The organism is Epilithonimonas pallida, from assembly GCF_900182975.1.
Classification (GTDB): domain Bacteria; phylum Bacteroidota; class Bacteroidia; order Flavobacteriales; family Weeksellaceae; genus Epilithonimonas; species Epilithonimonas pallida.
This window is the reverse complement of sequence record NZ_FXUO01000002.1, coordinates 164,023-182,452: the sequence shown is the minus strand read 5'-3', so window position 1 is coordinate 182,452 and position 18,430 is coordinate 164,023. Positions and strand designations below refer to the sequence as shown.

Sequence of the window (18,430 nt, the reverse complement as noted above, 5' to 3'; positions counted from 1 at the left end):
GAAACTCTGAAAGGTTTTATATTTTTACGCAAATTTTCAAAGTATGAAAAGACCAGCTTACGCCAGCGATAAAGTTTTAAAAGAATTCATAAAAACAGCCCTGGAAGAAGATATCCAAAACGGCGATCATTCGACATTGTCCACAATTCCAAAAGATTTGGAACAAAGAGCACAACTTTTGGTTAAAGAAAACTGCATACTTGCCGGAGTGGAATTGGCGGAAATTATTTTCAAGACATTCGATAGAAATTTAAAAGTTGAAGTTTTTATTAAAGATGGTCAATCTGCAAAAAAAGGAGATGTTGCTTTTATAGTCTCCGGAAAAGCCAGATCGATCTTGTCAACTGAGCGTCTGGTGCTGAATTGCATGCAAAGAATGAGCGGTATTGCAACAATGACGCACGATTGGGATTCCCGATTAGTTGGAACCAAAACAAAGCTTTTGGATACAAGGAAAACCACACCAAACTTCAGAGTTTGTGAAAAGTGGGCGGTTGCGATAGGTGGCGGAACCAATCACAGATATGGACTTTATGACATGATAATGTTGAAAGACAATCATATTGACTACAACGGAAGCATTACTAATGCTGTAAAAATGGCGAAAGATTATGTCAAAAAAAACAAACTTAAACTAAAAATTGAAGTCGAAACACGTAATCTGGAAGAGGTTGAAGAGGCGGTAAAATCTGGTGCAAACAGGATTATGTTTGATAATATGGATGTGGAAACCATGACCAAAGCAGTAAAAATAGTTAACGGGAAAACCGAAACGGAAGCTTCCGGCGGCATCACCCGCGAAGTGTTAAATTCGGTAGCGAAAACCGGTGTTGATTTTATATCGGCTGGCGCTTTAACCCATTCTTCGAACAATATTGATCTGAGTCTCAAGGCTTTAAAAAATTAACAGTTTATTAACAATACTTATCATTTTTTTTAGGACTTTTGCGGCATAAATCTTAAAAAAATGAAAATGTTATCAAAGAAGCCGGCTTTGGCCCTGATGCTGACAATTACAACGGCAAGTTTTTACTTTGCCCAATCAACAAAGGATACACTATCGAAAACCAACGAAATTGAACAAGTTGTAATAGCAGGAGTCGCTGATATCGCAAAAGATAGAAAGACTCCTGTTGCTGTTTCTACGATTAAAGAAACCCAGATTGTAGAAAGATTAGGAAATCAGGAGTTTCCGGAAATTTTAAAATCAACACCTTCTATTTATGCCGCAAAAGGAGGAGGTGGATTTGGAGATGGGCGTATGAATATTCGAGGCTTCGATACGAATAATACTGCTGTAATGATAAATGGTGTACCGGTAAATGGTATGGAAGATGGTGCTGTTTATTGGAGTAATTGGCTTGGTTTATCAGATGTAACTTCTGCCATGCAGATTCAGAGAGGTCTTGGTTCCTCTAAACTGGCTATTGCTTCAGTAGGTGGAACGGTAAACATTATTACGAGAGCTGCTGATAAAAAAAGAGAAGGCAATGTTACGGTTGGAGTCGGCAATGATGGGTACCTAAAAACATTATTTTCTTATAATACAGGTAAATCCGCTACAGGTTGGTCAACATCATTCTTGATGTCAAGAACTGCAGGTAATACTTATATAGATGCCTCTAAGTTTGAAGCATACAATTATTATTTTGCATTAGGTTATCAAAAAGGAAGTCATGACTTCCAGTTTACATTTACTGGTGCACCACAATGGCATATGCAAAACTTCCAAAGTTCTATTGCAAATTTTATTAAATATGGAAATGGGGTAGATGAGCCTAATAGAAGATACAATTCTAACTGGGGGTATCTAAACGGAGATGTTATGTCACAATCTATAAATTTTTATAGTAAACCAGTAATGTCTGTAAATTGGGATTGGAAAATTTCAGAAAAATCAAAATTATCTACTGTGGGATATGCTTCTTGGGGAAGAGGTGGTGGAACTGGAGTTATTGGAAGTATTGTTGGAAATCGTACCAGTGGAACAGGAGCTGCTACAAACTCAAAAGGTATAAATGATGCATTTTTCAAAGACGAAAATGGATTGATTCGTTTTGATGACTTGGTTGCTTGGAATCAAGGAGCAAGAACATTTAGCTGGACAGCTAATGGTTCAAATTATACAGCAACTAATGCCACACCAGGTGTTGCCACAAGAACTAATGGCTTAGTAAGAAGAGCAAGCATTAATTCGCATGACTGGTATGGATTGCTTTCAAATTTTCAACATAAGATCAATGAGAACTGGAATTATTCTGCAGGAATTGATTTGAGATATTATTATGGTTATCATCCTGGAGTTTTAACTGATTTGTGGGGAAATATAAAGTATATAGAAAAAGATAACATGAATATTCCTGCTGGTTATGATGTGACTTTGGTCCAAAATCCAAGCCCTTCTGCTAATCCTTTTGCGGCTGCGGTTAAAGACAAAAATCAAATCGTTTACAGAAACTATGACGGAGAAGTTCTTTGGGGAGGCGTTTTTGGACAATTGGAATACTCTAATGAAAATATATCTGCATTTATCCAAGGATCTGCATCAGAACAAGGCTATAAAAGAATTGACAACTGGTTAAAAGATGGTGTAATACAACAAGGTCAGGCGGTAACACAAAAAACAAACACGAAGTTTCTTTTTGGGTTTAATGCAAAGGCAGGTGCTAATTATAATATTAATGAACAGCACAATGTATTTGCAAATATTGGCTATTATGAGAAACAACCACTATTCAACTCTGTTTATAACTCTCCTCTTGCAACAGCTACAGGCAATGATCCTTTAATCAATACTAATGATGGAAGAGCAACTGGTAACCAGCAAATTGTAAATCCATTATTAACTAATGAAAAGATTGCTTCTGCTGAATTAGGATATGGATTCAGAAGTGGTATTTTCAATGCAAATGTGAATTTATATTATACTTCTTGGAAGGACAGATATAACAGATATACAGGACTTTCTGTTCCAATTAACCCTAATTTGCCGGCAACAGGAACTAATCTTTATAACAGACCATACGCAAACCTAACAGGTATCCATGAGGTTCATATGGGAATCGAATTTGAAGGTACGGTAAAAGCGACAAGTTATTTATCCTTTAATGCAATGTTTTCTATTGGTGATTGGAAATATAAAGGAAATGCACAAGGAAATCTTTACGATGAAAACGGGACACCAATTATGCTGAACGGTAAGACTAATATTGAGTTTGCATTAGATAAAGTTAAGGTTTCCGATGCCGCTCAAACAACAGCTGCTTTAGGATTTACTGTAAAACCAATCAAAGATTTAAGTGTTTTTGGAAATTGGAATTATTATGATAATTATTATGGTTTAATTAATTTTAGTGATATTGCTATTACTAAAGCCGATGGATCAATTAGTAACAATGGTAAAAAAGGAGCATTAGAATACCCTAGTTACAATCTATTTGATGCAGGAATATCTTATGGAATTAATCTTAAAAATGGTCATAAAATAGTTTTGACGGGTAATGTTTATAACCTTTTAGACACTACTTATATCTCTGACGGTAAAACATCCAATCATATTAAGGAGGTATCAGATTTTAAAACTTCTTCTAATACTGATGCGCAGGCGCAAACTTTATATAATGCATATATTAATAATCCTCTTAATTTCTATAAAGGGATTGATACAAGCAACACCGTTTTCTTTGGTTTCGGAAGAACTTGGGCAGCATCTATCTCTTATAAATTCTAAATATTCTTTTAATTTTTAATTATATCTCAAATCCCGGCAATCTGTCGGGATTTTTCTATCTTTGTCAATCAAAAATCTGGATATGGAATTTTATAACATTCTTTTGCACGCGCACAAAGGTTTCGCTTACCTCGAACTTTTGCTGGTAGCTGCATTTTTAGTTCTTTTGCTTGTGACGATGTTTGGTTACAGCGGTAATATTTCAAAAGGTCTCAAAAAAGTAACATTGTTTACAATGATCTTTTTTCACGTTCAATTCTTAGTAGGGATCACTATGCTGATTACCAACATTACAAAAGGATTGGATATGGGCGCTGTAATGAAAAACGCAGACCTCAGATTCCAATATGTGGAACATCCTTTCTCTATGTTAATCGCAGCAGTATTAATGACGATCATCAATAAAAAATTCAAAACAACCGAAAAACTCACTATTCCTATTATGTCATTAGGATTGGTTGGAATTGCGTTATTCGTTTTTGCATTCCCTTGGGCTAGAGTTTTCGGATAAATTTTTAACAATTTAATTAATCAAAAAACAATGAAAGTAGCTGTAGTAGGCGCAACCGGAATGGTTGGACAAGTTATGCTGAAAGTTTTGGAGGAGAGAAATCTTCCAATTACTGAACTGATTCCCGTAGCATCAGAGAGATCTGTTGGAAATAAGGTCAAATTCAAGGACAAGGAATTCACTATCGTTAGCATGAACGACGCTATTGCAGTCAAACCCGAGATCGCTATTTTTTCAGCTGGCGGTGGAACATCTTTGGAGTTTGCTCCAAAATTCGCCGAGGTTGGAACAGTAGTGATCGATAACTCATCAGCTTGGAGAATGGATCCAACTAAAAAGTTAGTAGTTCCTGAAATCAATGCGAACGTTTTGACAAAAGAAGACAAAATCATTGCTAATCCCAATTGTTCTACAATCCAGTTGGTAATGGTTCTTCATCCGCTGAATCAGAAATATGATATCAAAAGAGTCATTGTTTCAACTTACCAATCTGTTACCGGAACAGGAAAAGCAGCTGTTGATCAACTGAATTCTGAAATTAAAGGGGAAAACCCTGAGAAAGTTTATCCTTACCAGATTTTCAAAAATGCATTGCCACATTGTGATGTTTTTGCGGATGATGATTATACTAAGGAAGAAATCAAATTGATGAAAGAACCTAAGAAAATTATGGGCGATGATACTTTCAATTTGACAGCAACTGCAGTAAGAGTTCCTGTACAAGGTGGACACTCTGAAAGTGTAAACATCGAGTTTGAAAACGAATTTGATCTGGAAGAAGTAAGAAAAATCCTTTCCGAAACGCCGGGAGTAGTTCTTCAGGATAACGTCAAAAATAACGAGTATCCGATGCCATTATATTCCGAAGGAAAAGATGAGGTTTTTGTGGGAAGAATCAGACGAGACCTTTCACAGCCGAAAACGCTCAATCTCTGGATTGTGGCAGACAACCTGCGAAAAGGAGCTGCGACCAACGCCGTTCAGATTGCTGAATACCTTGTAGCAAACAACTTAGTATAAACTAACAAAATCTAAAGAATCTTCGAAATTTCGAAGATTCTTTTTTATTAGAATGGAAACAAAAAAACAAACGGCCAATATTGCCTTCCAAAAATGGATTGCCATTGTTGGTGTTCTCCTTTTCATCGGAAAATTGATTGCATGGAAACTGACCAATTCTGATGCTGTTTTCTCCGATGCAATGGAAAGCATTGTGAATGTCATCAGTGCTTTTTTAGGACTTTATTCCTTGTATCTTGCTGCAAAACCAAGGGATGAAAACCACCCTTACGGTCATGGAAAAGTTGAGTTTGTGACTTCTGCTATTGAGGGTTCCTTGATCAGTATTGCCGGGGTGTTGATTATCTATGAAGGAACCAACAGTTTGATTTCGGGAAAGGTTCTGAGTAAGCTTGACTTAGGAATTTGGATTATTGCGGCAACGGCTGTTATCAATTACGTTATCGGTTACATTTCGATTCAGAAAGGAAAGAAGGATAATTCGATAGTTTTGATTGCTTCCGGCAAACATCTTCAATCCGATACGATTACAACTTTGGGGGTTGTTGTCAGTCTAGGTTTGGTTTATTTTACAAAAATCGTTTGGATTGATTCTGTGGTGGCTTTGATTTTAGGAATTTATATCATTCTGATTGGTTACAAAATCATCCGTAAATCGCTCAGCGGCATTATGGATGAAGCTGATCCCGAAATGCTTGAAAGATTAGCCAAATTTCTTAATGAAAATCGAAAACCTGAATGGATTGATGTTCATAATATGAAAATACAGCAGTTCGGAAGTAAGCTGCATATCGATGCTCACTTGACGTTGCCCTGGTATTTTGAACTGAGAACTGCTCACGATGAAATGGAAGAAGTGATCAAACTCATTGCTAAAAATACGGATCGTTCAGTTGAATTTAATTTCCATATGGATGATTGTAAGCCAACATCCTGCGCTATTTGCCAGATTTTTGAATGCCCGGTTCGTCAACACGTTTTCACCAAAAAAATCGAATGGAACGGTGAGAATATCTCCCAGCCGGATAAGCATACGCTGGAAAATTAAGCCTGAGTGATTTTCTTCCGATAATAAAAAACAGGAATAAGAAGAATAACTGTCAATGGCTGGATCACAAACCGTCTCACATAAAAAGAGAATAGATATCCGAATTGGAACCGGTCATAGATACAATAAAGATAGATTGGAAAAACGATCAGAAAAACCAGTGCAATCAATATAAAAGCCTGCTTTGTCCAATCTTTGTTCTGAAAAAGGAAATGAACAATTACTAATGAAAAAAAAGTGTTTAGTCCAAATCTTAAAAGATAACTCAATATTAATTTCTCCCAAATGAAATTAGGAAAAACTTCGTTCTGATTGGCAGATTTGAAAAAATGCAAAAACGGATCGTAGAATAATTTGTCTTCCAAACCGCGAATAGCGATTAATCCTAAAATACCACATATAACCAAAAACCACCTTAGGATTTTTGGAAATTTTAAGCACTGCAAAATTGACATGCGAACAATCATTTTACAAAATATAGATTCTATGAATAGATAAATGCATTATGAATTGTTCAATCCACAGATTGAAAAATCATAAATTCATTATTTACTTACGAGAGTAAATTTTATAAAACGAATTGAAAGGTATTAGAATCAGGTTGATTCAGTAAGGTGCTGTCAATAATCCCGGAATGGGTAATAATAAATTTATTTTTCATTTTTGAATACTGTGTTAGGATGCAAATTTACAAAATAATTATTATTAGTTGCTAAGAATCAGCAGTTAATGTCTGAAAAAATTAAATATATTAATCGTAACTCATTATTTATCGGCTTTTCTTAAAGCAAAAAACTGAATCCAGATCAGCCAGAGAATGATGACTCCGCCATAGATAATCGCAGGGAAAATATAGTCATGCCCGATTTTTTCGTATTGAGGATATTTGAGAAAAATAATATTGAGTAATACGATTCTGGAAACATTGAGAATATGTAATAAAACTAATCCGCCCAGGACAAACAAAAATGTTTTAGAACCTTTGTAAAAAGCAAAAACAAAAGCAGAAAACAGGATCGCAACGGAGAAAACATTACAGCCTTCCACCATTCTTGTGGTGAATTTTCCGGAAGTCTGAAACAAAACGCTATGAAGTTTCAGACTGTCTACCAATACAGTGGGAAAACCTAATGCATTCTGGACAAGAGCCACTTGTATAGCCACCCATCTTGTGAAAGGATCTACCACATCATCCATATATGCGTTAAGATAAAACTGGTACAGCAATACCACCACGATATAGATGACCACAAATCTTAACAGAATCTTCAGAACCGGCAGAAAATCTTTCATAAGGTAAAATTACAATTTTTCGTGTTTCAAATTCTATTATTAATTAACTTTGTTCTATGCAGGAACATCAGGATTTTTTAGAAGGATTTTTGAATCGGAAACCGGATACATTTGTTGCGCTTCCACAAAGTGGCTCTTCCAGAATCAACTACATCGCAAGCTCGAATGATCAAAAATATGTCGTGACATACAATGAAAATCTTCTGGAAAATGAAGCATTTTTTTATTTCTCCGGATTGTTTCAAAACCTTGATCTTAATACCCCAAAAATCTTAAAAATCAATTCTGATAGAGATCTTTATATCCAGGAATTCCTTGGAAGCAAGACACTTTCGGAGGTTATTGCTGCAGAAGGATTATCAGAAAGAGTTAAAGATTTCGTCAAAAAAAGTTTGGAAAAATTGTTCGAACTGCAAACCAAAACTTTAGGTAAGGCAGATTTCACAAAGAGTTTCGAATATGAAAGTTATGATGATCTGCCAATTACACATGATCTTTATTATTTCAAAAATTTCCTGATCGATGTTTTGGAGATCGGATATCATAAATCTACTTTGCTGAAAGAGTTTAAAACGATTTCCGGAATGATTCAGAAACTTGAGCCAAGAACATTGATGATCCGCGATTTCCAATCCAGGAATATATTGGTGAATGACAATGATGAAGTGTTCTTTATCGATTATCAATCAGCCATGGAAGGGCCTGCAGGTTACGATGTGATCTCTTTTCTTTATCAGGCCAAAGCCAATTTTCCTGAAAATTTCAAAGAAGAAATGCTGGATTATTATTTATCACTGTGGCATCTGGAACCGGACAAAAATAACCTAAAGGAATCTTTTAACTGGCTGAAAATGATGCGTTTTCTTCAGGTTTTAGGCGCATATGGGTTCCGCGGCCTGATCCAGAGAAAATCACATTTTTTAGCGAGTCTTTTACAGGGAATTGACAATATTTATGAACTGAATCAAAGCTGGAGTGAGATTGCTCTGCAGTTTCCGGAATTGTATTTTATCATTCTAAAATTAAAAAGTCAAGAAATCCAATCAAAAATTGAGGAACTGATTATTGATTGATTTTGTATCAAATTAGCAATGTCATTCCAAACTCACTATTGTAAACAATACGTTTCTTAGTCACTAATACAATACGGTAATTCAACTTTAGTAAAGAAAAAATATCACGACGAGTTCTGTCGCTGCCCGCATCTACATTTGCTTTATCAAATCATTAAAATTATTGCAAATGAAAAAGATCACAATACTCTCTTTAGACGGCGGCGGGATCCGGGGCATTATTTCATGCATCATTCTCCGTTATCTTGAAGAGATTTTACAGCAAAAAGATCATCCGAATGCGAAGCTCGGCGATTATTTTGATATGATTGCAGGCAGCAGCACCGGCGGAATCCTGGCTTCGGTTCTACTTTATCCTGATGACAACAAAAAAGCCAGATATTCTATTAAAAAAGCATTTGAGCTTTATACGGAGAAAGGTGAAGATATTTTTAATGTTTCACTATGGGAAAGTTTGGTTAACCCGTTTGGATTATTCAGTGAGAAAATTTCGCAGGATAATCTGGAAAGGCAGCTCAAAGATTTTTTTGGTGAACTCGAGAACAAAGACTTTATAAAACCTTCTCTCATCACGAGTTATGATATCGAAAACAGACGGGCCAAATTATTCAATACCATTAACGCAAAACAAGCCCAGCAGAATTTTTTGGTCAGAGACATTTGTCGGGCGACAGCTGCTGCACCCACTTATTTCTCTCCGGCTCAGATCAGATCATCCTATGGACAGAGTTTTAGCCTGATAGATGGAGGAATGTTTGCCAACAATCCTGCTCTTTGCGCATATGCAGAAGCTAGAAAAATTCCTTTTGCAGATATTTTTGAAAATCCTGAAAAACCTAATTACCCGGCTGTAAATGATATGATGATAGTCTCTTTGGGAACGGGAACGGAAATGAAATCTTACCCGATCAACAAATATAAAAATGTTGGCAAATTAGCCTGGATTGGTCCGATCATCGATATCCTGCTTTCTGCCAATGCAGAAACTGTGGATTATCAGTTGAACCAAATGTTTATGACTCTTGGCAAAAGAAACAGACAGAATTATTACAGAATTAATCCTTCACTTAAAACGGCTTCTCCCGAGATGGATAATGTGAAAAAGAAAAATCTGGAAGCATTGATACAGGCAGGTTTATGCTATGTTGATGAGAACAATGAATTGCTCAATCAGATTGCTGAAAAATTAATTAAAAATAAAATTTGATACGTCAAGTTCTGGCGTCACGACCAACTACTTTTGGATTATAATTAAGGCCTCAATTTAATCTAAATTATTTTTTTAACGAAAACCAATTATGATATCAGCAAAACAGCTGGTAAGGACAACTATTACCCAAACACAAAATATAATATGGAAAACCGAACAGAAACAATAAACGAAGAATTTTCCCAAAACCCGATCTATAGTATCGATTGGGAAGATATTGAGAATGAGGAATCAGATTATGATTTCTACCTGGATGAGATTGAAACCTTTTTCAGGGAAGACTTTGACAACAACATTATTTATTAATCTTTAAAATTAAAATTTTATGAAATCAAAAACAGACTTAAAAGGTTTTTTCGAAACTGGAGATAAACCTACACAAGAACATTTCCACGAGTGGTTGGATTCTTATTGGCACAAGGATGAAAAAATCCCTATGGATAGCCTGAACATTGATGTATCTTCCAAAGCAGACAAAACAGCGGAAAATCTTTCTGCAGAAAATATCGCAAGCTGGAAAACAAAACTTATTGAACCGTCACAGATTACAATCGAGACTACATTAAGCATTGATACAAATAAAGATGTAAACGGTGTAAAAATGCATGGAAGAAATGTGGTAGTAAAGAATGGATCCAACAATATCAACATACAATGCTTGACAAGTTCTGCTTCGGACTTTATGTGTACAATTACAAAAGCGGGTACAGGAAGCATAACTTTTACGAATGGGTCTGGAGTGACAATTAATCAAGTAGATTATACAAATATATTAAACGGAGGGATTGGCAGTACTGCAAAAATCCAAAGAATTGATAATGTATATTATATAAGAATCTTTAATACTTAAAAATATGAATGTAATAGAACAATATGATGCGAATAATGTTTATTATCCTATTAGTGTTAATAATTGCACTCAGATACAAAAACTTTATTTCGGTACAATTGATGAAAATATATACAAGAGCAAATCAGATTGGGGAGACGGAACTTCAAATAATGTAATTAGCACTTCAAACTATTCTGCTAAAAATTATTCGAATAATTATACAGGGAAAATTAAAATTTATTCTAATCCTAAAAAAGTTAAAGAAATCATATTTGACCTTGGGATATCCAATTTAGGTACAGAAACAAACCCATTAGGCTACATAAAAAATGTTGATTTAACTCCAGATATTTTAGATTTTTTTCCTAATTGTGAAAAATTATTATTTAATCATTATTGTTATGGTTCTGGAGACTTATCTTTTCAGGGAAAAGTGATTGGCGAATGGGCTACTAAATGTGGAAATAAGTTAAAAAATTTAGAACTAAGGAATAATGATTATCCACAGTCTAATCCAACTTTTGATCTAAATTTAATACCTTCTAATTCTGTATTGGAATCTTTGTATTTGGGTAGTGGATATGCTGTTAATAACTCTTTTGTCAACGTATCGGGCAGTTTAAATAACTTGCCATCAAGTTGTAAAATAATATATTTGGGTAATGATAAAACGGGCACAACTAACTCAGTTTCGGGTAATATTTCGCCATCGGTTGAAGAGCTATCGAGATTAGGAAGAAATACAATATCTGGAAATATTAATACTTTTTCTTCTAATTTTCGCTATTTATATCTTTTAGGAAGCAATACTGTTTCAGGGGTTTTACCTTCCTTTCCTTATTTAACTTATATTAATCTAGGAGGAAACAACACAATTTCTGGAAATTTAATAAATATTTCAACGGCTGGAACCATTTCTATAACAGGAATGAACACGATATCAGGTAATATTCCTAACCTGCCTAATACAACTTTATTAACGATAAACGGATCAAATAATCTAACAGGATCAGTTCCTGTTCTAAATTCAATAACTCAATTCACAGTTAATGGTAATAATACTTTAAATGGTGTTCTAAATCTTCCTAATGCTACATTAATAACCGTAGGAGGACAAAATACAATCACTGCTTTAAATCTACCAAAATCAAATGGAGTTGTTATTTCTGGTCAGAACAAAATAACCGGAGATTTGTTCACTCAAATAAATTCTGCAACGAGCAATATACAAATAGGAGGAGAAAATACTATTTCTTCAATTAGTGGAGTTTTTTCTAATTGTAGTACTTTCAGCATAGGTGGGCAGAATACTATTTCAGGAGATATTTTATCAAAATGCCCTAATGCCAATTCAATCGTCATTGCAGGAAATAATACAATGAATGCTTATAATAGTAAAACATATCCTTCTAATATGGGAACTCTTGATATTACAGGCTTAGCGACTTTATCAAGCACAATGGTAGATCAGATATTGATAGATTTAGCAAGAGATGTTACAAATTGGTCTGGGTCTAAAAGAATAACATTAAAAGGTAATTGCCAGCCACCTTCATCAGCGAGCGCAGCTGCAAGAGCAAATTTAACATCTGCTCCCAAAAATGTGACACTGTTAACAAATTAAAATGAAACAAATGATCAAATCAACAAAAAAAGTAAATGATGTTAATTCAGTAATCTTGACTAAGAAATGTATTTTAGTTTGGGATAAAGAAAAGTACCTTATTGTTAATGAAGTTAGTAATACAGGAAAAGTATATCCTGGCATGGAAACTTTTTACGCAGAATTCGACACAGAACAGGAATTACAAGATTACATCTCAGAAAATAATCTTGTAGAATAATCAACGCTCCTTTTTATAGGAGGAAAAATCAATAACAAAAATAGATTCTTAAGCATTCCAATAATAAAAATTACTGGAACAGCTAGAGAAATGTCTAAAAATTAAATAATTAACAAAATGAGCGACACAAACACAACAAACGAAAAAACACCAAATGAAATTTCACAAACTCTTTTTAGATTTGTGAGCCTTAGAAATCCACAGCTTGCAGACACAAGTGAGAAAAACAAGGGATTTGTTATAAGACCGAACGGTACCGAAGGAGTTTTTGACACTCAGATAGAGTCTTGGTCTACGCAGGACCCAAAGAATACCACAAAGTTCCAGGAATTAGAATTGGCTGCTGCCACTTTTGAAGAGCATGCCTTTAAAAAAGAAAAGAGTATAGAATTGCTTCCCTCTGTTTCAGACTATTACAAATTAGGAAAATCCTTAGCTAATAATGAAGATCCGGATTCTGATATCATAGATAGATTAACGACAACAGAGGCACTGAAGATTGATAATTCTGCAATGATTTCTCTTTGGGACAATCTCATTTATCAGGTCGTTACACAAAAAGATTTCTATGTGAAAGAAGCGGTTATCCAGACTTTAAAAGCAGTGCACTATATTGACACTTATAAAACTTCCGAAGCGGGTAAATTACAAAAGAGCCTTGATCTGGCAAAAACAGCAAAAGTTGTTTTACCGGCTAAGCTTTTCGTAGAAGATGCGCCGGTAGAAACTGGTGATGATATTTTTACGATTGATAAAACAGTTATTGGCAACGGCGATCACATCACTGACGAAAGCTCTGCAGCCAGAATTTTGCCGGTACAAGAGCAAAGATCTTTGTCTGTAATGCAGGAAAGTAGGCTGAAAGTAGAAGCTGAGAAAAATCTGCGCGTTACAAATGCTTTGTTAAAAAAAGATATGACACAATCCTTGAAAAAAGAATTGGAAAATCTGCAAAAAGCATATAACAAATCTTATAATAACGCATATCAATCGGCTTATGATGAGTACCAAATCATTATAAAACCAATTATCGATAGTAATAACATTTTATTGAGTGATCTGGAAGCAACCTTCGATGAGAATACGACAGAAGCAGAAAAGAAAGCAGCTTATGAGCAACTAGAGTTAGCTGAAGTGCCAAAATTTGATTTTAAATTCAAAAACGAAATTAATTTTTCAGATCTGAACGCCAAACTAAGCACAGGGTCATTCAATCTTTTTATCGAATTATTTGCGGAATATGATGCCGAGGCCATTTCCAATAATATTGATGCCGATATTCCACAGGATTTACAAATCATTTCAGATACTGAGATCAGGCTTTATGGTGAGACGGTTACCTTATCGGATGATGATCTTTCTTTTCGGGATATTTTCGAGAAAGTTAATGAAGAGGTTTCTACACAATCCAAAACGGTACTGTCTACTATAGAAATGCCTCAGCAACAATATGTGAATCTGGGAGGTGCATTGGTGCCGGTTGCAAAGACATCCTTAGTGACACCCCTTTCATATTTATTATATCCTTTTTATATGAAAGTAGGGCTATTTGTATTTAACTATTTACAATTTAGCTTCAATGTTGAGAATGATTCTTGGTCTGTGGCAAAAGCTAAAGTTACTGGAGAAAACTCTACGGGAGATTCACTTGAGCAAACGCATTTACAAATTCCTGTAATTGATAATAAAGTAACTTTTCCTCTAACATTTCAAAATAAATTTAAAAAACTGAATAATCTAAAAATTGAAATTTATTTCGATAATGGTAGAGAAGCGGTTTTAGACCTTTCTCAATTAGATAATGCTGAATATACAGGATTGTTGGCTCTAAAATCTCAAAATGGCAATATCTCAGGAAATGGCATGACCCCAAAACATTTTGGAGTGAAAAGATTGGGTATTGCAGATTATCTTAAGGTACAGCAATCTGTTCATGCTTACGTTCCTGGAGAAGTGTCCAATATTGAAAATGTTATGGCGAGTGAGCTGAGACATAAGTCCTCAGTTTCCAGAGACTATTCCGAGATCACGGATACCACTTCAAAATCTCAGGAAACAGAACAAATGTCTGATACAACCAAGGCTACAAGAACTGACATGCAAACAGAAGTAGCAAAAGAAATAGAGAAGCAGCAAAGCTGGGAAGCTCATACTTCTTTTTCTGCCGGGGGAGCTAAATGGAAACTTGAGGTAGGAGGCAGCTATGCCAACAGCACGGCACAGCACGACAGTACAAGACAAGCTGTTGCTAAATCTCAGGAGCTAACGGAAAGGGCTATGGAGCGCGTACTAACCAAAGTTTCAGAAGAAAGAATCCAAAAAATTATCAAAGAACATACGGAAACCAATGTGCATGAGTTTGATAATCGTGGTAAGGTAACTACAACTACAGATTCTCAAGGAGCAAAACCACAACATATTACTGGTGTTTACAGATGGGTGGACAAGAAGATGAAAAATCAGATTTACAACTATGGTAAGCGTACGATGTTTGAGTTTATGATTCCCGAGCCGGCAAGACTGCACGCTCTGGCAACAAATGCAGTGAAAGAGCAGCTTACCGCTCCGATAGATCCTAGAAGTAATGAAGCAAAAGAGTGGCAAATGAAAGACGCTAATGTGGATGTATTATTTTTACAACACTGGGCAGATTATTATAGTGTGAAATTAACTGATTTGCCTCAAAAAGACATTTTGTATTCTACAAGTAAAGAAGAAGATTTAGACAATAGCGATATTACAAGGTTTTTAAATCTTGTAATACCTAATAATTATAAAGCATATGAGGCGGAAATAAATTATGCTTTTTATAATAGGTTTAAAAAAAATGTTGCACATTTTACATTCGATGATTTAACAGGGAAATTAATCGATAAGCCAGGACCAATAACACAAAGTTGGAATAGTGGGACAGTTGTAACAAAAGATTTACATATTGAAGGTAATTATGACCAGAAATATCACGGAGGTAATGGAACGACTAATATATCATTAGCTCTTAAAATTAAATGTACACTTTCCGATGCTTTTATGTTAAAGTGGAGACAAACCAACTTCGAAGCTATCATTGCGGCCTATAACGCAGCCAAAGAAAAATTTGATACCGATGTAAAAGCAGCAGCAGAAGCTGCGGCGGCAGCTACAGCCGACAACAAGGAGAAAGTATCTCTTTTCTATAGAGATACGGAAGCAAATGTTCTGAAGCACAATTGTATCGCTTACCTCTTGCAAAACCAACTGGGATATGATGCGCTTGGTCAGACTACCTCGGAAGACTCAAAAACAATGCAAAGTTTCCATATGCTATTTGGGGATAATCTAGACAACTACACATCCCTAGCCAAATTTATGGAGCAGGCGTTTGAATGGAGCATTATGGATTATACCTTCTATCCTTACTATTGGGCAAACAAAGCACACTGGCAGGATCTTTATCTTACAGAGGAGACTGATCCTTTGTTCCGAAGCTTCCTACAGGCAGGTATGGCACGTGTTATTGTAACCGTTAAACCTGGTTTTGAAGATGCCGTTAACTTCTTTATGACAACCGGAAGGATTTGGAATGGCGGCGAAGTTCCTGTCATTGGTGACCCGATGTACATGTCAATCGTTGAGGAATTGAGACAGCCAATGGGTAAACCTCAAGGTAAGTATTGGATCACACGAGTACCAACAGCTTTAACTATTTTGCAGGCAAAATCTGTAGGTCTGGAAGTGACAGATGCCTTGCCGATTTTCCCGGAGAAAGATAACGGAGAAAATTGTGAAAATCCATTAGAGCTAGAATACGAAAGTGCTTTTGAACCTGTAGATGCTGTGATGCAACATGGAGCAGATACTAGTACTTTAGGATAATTTATTAATGGCGACATATGTTGTCGCCATTTCTTTTTTTAACAATATAAAATAAAGCAATGAGTTTAATAAAACCTTTAGGTGTAAACAAAATAAAGAGACTGACTTTAGAAAATCCTTTTGGGACTTCTGTAAAAAAGCAAAATAAACAAAGTAATATTTCTGACAAAATTAATAATTTGGAGGATTACATATTAGATGCTTATTGGACAAACAGATCTGGGCAAAAAGTAACAAGAGCAAAGTTTGGAGATATTGTAAAGTTTAATTTATTAGTTTCTAACGATGTTCCTGAAAATACAACATTCCTACTACAGCCTTATGAAGAAAATAGAATTAAAGATGTAAGTTTAGGGGAAGTAAAAGATATAACTGTTAAGTCAAATGGGAAAAACAAATTTGGGAGTATTGAACTTTTTCTTAATTATGATTGGGATTATATATTAGATGAAATAGGAGAGGGTGCCGAGTTAGAATTATATTGTCAGATATCAAATTGGGGGGAAACTGTTAAATTGCCATTCAATGGTAGAGGTAGATTGGCTGTAGAACTTAGAGATATTCCACAACTAATTTTAGTAAATGGTCATTGGGATAGAACATTGGAAATTTTTAATGTAGCTCCAGGAGGAGGAAGAGAGTATTATTGGGATTATTTTTTAGGCAAATCAAGAAAAAAAATTGGGAAAAATTTTTTTTCGGTGAAAAATCTTGATATTTTAAAAGACAATGCTTGTAGTTATTACAGAATAGAAACCAATAAAAATTTTTTTTACTTTGACGGAAGTAGTTTAGGCGGAGGCACCTCCAGCGGAGATGCCAGGAAACAGTTAGGAAAGGAAACAGCGAAGAAAAAATTTGGAAAATTGCTTGATACGATGAAAAGGAAAAAATATTATTTCATATCACACAGTGAAGGTGGTGCTTTTGCTTCCGGAGTTGCCGAATATTTGGTCGAAAATGGGATTGAGGTGGGAGAACATATTACTTTATCCTGTGATGAAGCCGATGAATTTGAAGCAAATGCAAAAGTTCCAACATATCAACTCAGTCCTGTTTATTTTACAAAAGATTCAAATGTCTTGAAAGAGATAGCCAATGTTATCAGATTTGCATCACATAGCCAACAAATTAAAAAATATGGTAATTATTATGCCGTTGTAGATTGGATGGTGGGAGATTTTCATTTAAAAAATGTCAAAAAATATGGAATAATCATTATCAAAGAAGGAGGTGATTGGAAGACAATACATACTTGTTTAATAAATCCTAACTTATTTAAATGGGTTGATGATCTAAAAGAAGCTAGGATATTTATAGGTACAAATACTTCACAAGGAGCAGTGAAAAATAAAACAGAGTTTTATAAAATAAATGATACTTTTATAACAGATAATATTCCAAAATAATTATGAAGAGAAAAATTTTCAGAGTCCTAAAAATTGCGACAATAAGCGTAATTAGTATTTTTTTGTTTCTTTTCATATTGGCTAAAATAGGTTGGTTCTCTTTAGGAATGAACAAAGAAGAGCCAATTGAATTGTCTTCCAATCTCTCTTCAAAAATTGAAAAATTAGATGATTTCCTTAAACATAAAATTAAAAATATTACTATAATATATTATTATAATGTAGATGACATTGCGAAGATCGAAAAGGATAAGAGCTTTAAAAGTTTAAGTAATACATTTGATATATATATAAAAATTATAGATACAGTTTCGTACAGAAAGGATTCTATAAATTTTAATAAAAGTATCAGTGATTATATGCTGTTATCATCTAAAGAATTACAATTAAAGAAGCATTTCGATTCAATTAAAGTTAATTGTAATTTTTATACATCAGAAAGTTATTCTTCCGATATTAGTTATTTTTCAAAAAAAATTGTAACTAGTACGAATTAAAAAAACGAAAGCTCAGATCTACAATCTGTACTATCCAGTCAATAAAAAAGCAGTGACGAATCACTGCTTTTTTAATTAATACAGCATTAAAATCCACAGTAAATAAAA

The 18,430-nt window shown here is 34.7% G+C and carries 16 protein-coding genes; 14 read left to right on the top strand and 2 right to left on the bottom strand.

The window, feature by feature from the left end; all coding sequences use genetic code 11:
- Window positions 1-43 precede the first annotated feature (43 nt).
- From nadC to QOL71_RS04030, 5 genes are all read left to right on the top strand, one after another.
- Complete coding sequence (nadC, locus tag QOL71_RS04050) at window positions 44-907, top strand: carboxylating nicotinate-nucleotide diphosphorylase (RefSeq protein WP_283415692.1); 864 nt, start codon at window positions 44-46, stop codon at window positions 905-907.
- A 60-nt stretch (window positions 908-967) separates the two neighbouring features.
- On the top strand, window positions 968-3,730 hold the full coding sequence (locus QOL71_RS04045; protein ID WP_283415691.1) for a TonB-dependent receptor: 2,763 nt from the start codon (window positions 968-970) through the stop codon (window positions 3,728-3,730).
- 82 nt (window positions 3,731-3,812) lie between these two features.
- Complete coding sequence (locus QOL71_RS04040; RefSeq protein ID WP_283415690.1) at window positions 3,813-4,241, top strand: hypothetical protein; 429 nt, start codon at window positions 3,813-3,815, stop codon at window positions 4,239-4,241.
- A gap of 30 nt (window positions 4,242-4,271) precedes the next feature.
- Complete coding sequence (locus QOL71_RS04035; RefSeq protein ID WP_283415689.1) at window positions 4,272-5,261, top strand: aspartate-semialdehyde dehydrogenase; 990 nt, start codon at window positions 4,272-4,274, stop codon at window positions 5,259-5,261.
- 52 nt (window positions 5,262-5,313) lie between these two features.
- Window positions 5,314-6,309, top strand: coding sequence for a cation diffusion facilitator family transporter (locus tag QOL71_RS04030; RefSeq protein ID WP_283415688.1), 996 nt, complete (start codon window positions 5,314-5,316; stop codon window positions 6,307-6,309).
- Here QOL71_RS04030 and QOL71_RS04025 read toward each other — a convergent pair.
- Together QOL71_RS04025 and xrtF are read right to left on the bottom strand one after the other, a co-directional pair.
- On the bottom strand, window positions 6,306-6,764 hold the full coding sequence (locus QOL71_RS04025; protein WP_283415687.1) for an exosortase F system-associated membrane protein: 459 nt from the start codon (window positions 6,762-6,764) through the stop codon (window positions 6,306-6,308). The two genes, QOL71_RS04030 and QOL71_RS04025, sit on opposite strands and share 4 nt — an antisense overlap.
- Before the next feature lie 310 nt (window positions 6,765-7,074).
- Window positions 7,075-7,602, bottom strand: a complete 528-nt coding sequence (xrtF, locus tag QOL71_RS04020) for an exosortase family protein XrtF (protein ID WP_283415686.1) — start codon at window positions 7,600-7,602, stop codon at window positions 7,075-7,077.
- Window positions 7,603-7,658: 56 nt separating this feature from the next.
- Here xrtF and QOL71_RS04015 point away from each other — a divergent pair, with 56 nt between their 5' ends.
- From QOL71_RS04015 to QOL71_RS03975, 9 genes are all read left to right on the top strand, one after another.
- Window positions 7,659-8,675 (top strand): aminoglycoside phosphotransferase family protein, encoded by a 1,017-nt coding sequence (locus QOL71_RS04015; RefSeq protein WP_283415685.1) that lies wholly within the window; start codon window positions 7,659-7,661, stop codon window positions 8,673-8,675.
- A 169-nt stretch (window positions 8,676-8,844) separates the two neighbouring features.
- The gene (locus QOL71_RS04010; protein ID WP_283415684.1) at window positions 8,845-9,882 is read left to right on the top strand and encodes a patatin-like phospholipase family protein; all 1,038 of its coding nucleotides are present in this window, start codon (window positions 8,845-8,847) and stop codon (window positions 9,880-9,882) included.
- A 147-nt stretch (window positions 9,883-10,029) separates the two neighbouring features.
- Window positions 10,030-10,191 carry a hypothetical protein gene (locus QOL71_RS04005; RefSeq protein ID WP_283415683.1) on the top strand — a complete coding sequence of 54 codons (162 nt, stop codon included), beginning with the start codon at window positions 10,030-10,032 and terminating at the stop codon, window positions 10,189-10,191.
- Between the two features lie 19 nt (window positions 10,192-10,210).
- Window positions 10,211-10,735 (top strand): hypothetical protein, encoded by a 525-nt coding sequence (locus QOL71_RS04000; protein ID WP_283415682.1) that lies wholly within the window; start codon window positions 10,211-10,213, stop codon window positions 10,733-10,735.
- Between the two features lie 4 nt (window positions 10,736-10,739).
- On the top strand, window positions 10,740-12,341 hold the full coding sequence (locus QOL71_RS03995; protein WP_283415681.1) for an autotransporter outer membrane beta-barrel domain-containing protein: 1,602 nt from the start codon (window positions 10,740-10,742) through the stop codon (window positions 12,339-12,341).
- 10 nt (window positions 12,342-12,351) lie between these two features.
- Window positions 12,352-12,561 carry a hypothetical protein gene (locus tag QOL71_RS03990; RefSeq protein ID WP_283415680.1) on the top strand — a complete coding sequence of 70 codons (210 nt, stop codon included), beginning with the start codon at window positions 12,352-12,354 and terminating at the stop codon, window positions 12,559-12,561.
- 117 nt (window positions 12,562-12,678) lie between these two features.
- The gene (locus QOL71_RS03985; RefSeq protein ID WP_283415679.1) at window positions 12,679-16,416 is read left to right on the top strand and encodes a hypothetical protein; all 3,738 of its coding nucleotides are present in this window, start codon (window positions 12,679-12,681) and stop codon (window positions 16,414-16,416) included.
- A gap of 59 nt (window positions 16,417-16,475) precedes the next feature.
- Window positions 16,476-17,825: a hypothetical protein gene (locus tag QOL71_RS03980; RefSeq protein ID WP_283415678.1), complete on the top strand. Its 1,350-nt coding sequence runs from the start codon at window positions 16,476-16,478 to the stop codon at window positions 17,823-17,825.
- Between the two features lie 2 nt (window positions 17,826-17,827).
- Window positions 17,828-18,322, top strand: coding sequence for a hypothetical protein (locus tag QOL71_RS03975; RefSeq protein WP_283415677.1), 495 nt, complete (start codon window positions 17,828-17,830; stop codon window positions 18,320-18,322).
- Window positions 18,323-18,430: the final 108 nt, after the last annotated feature.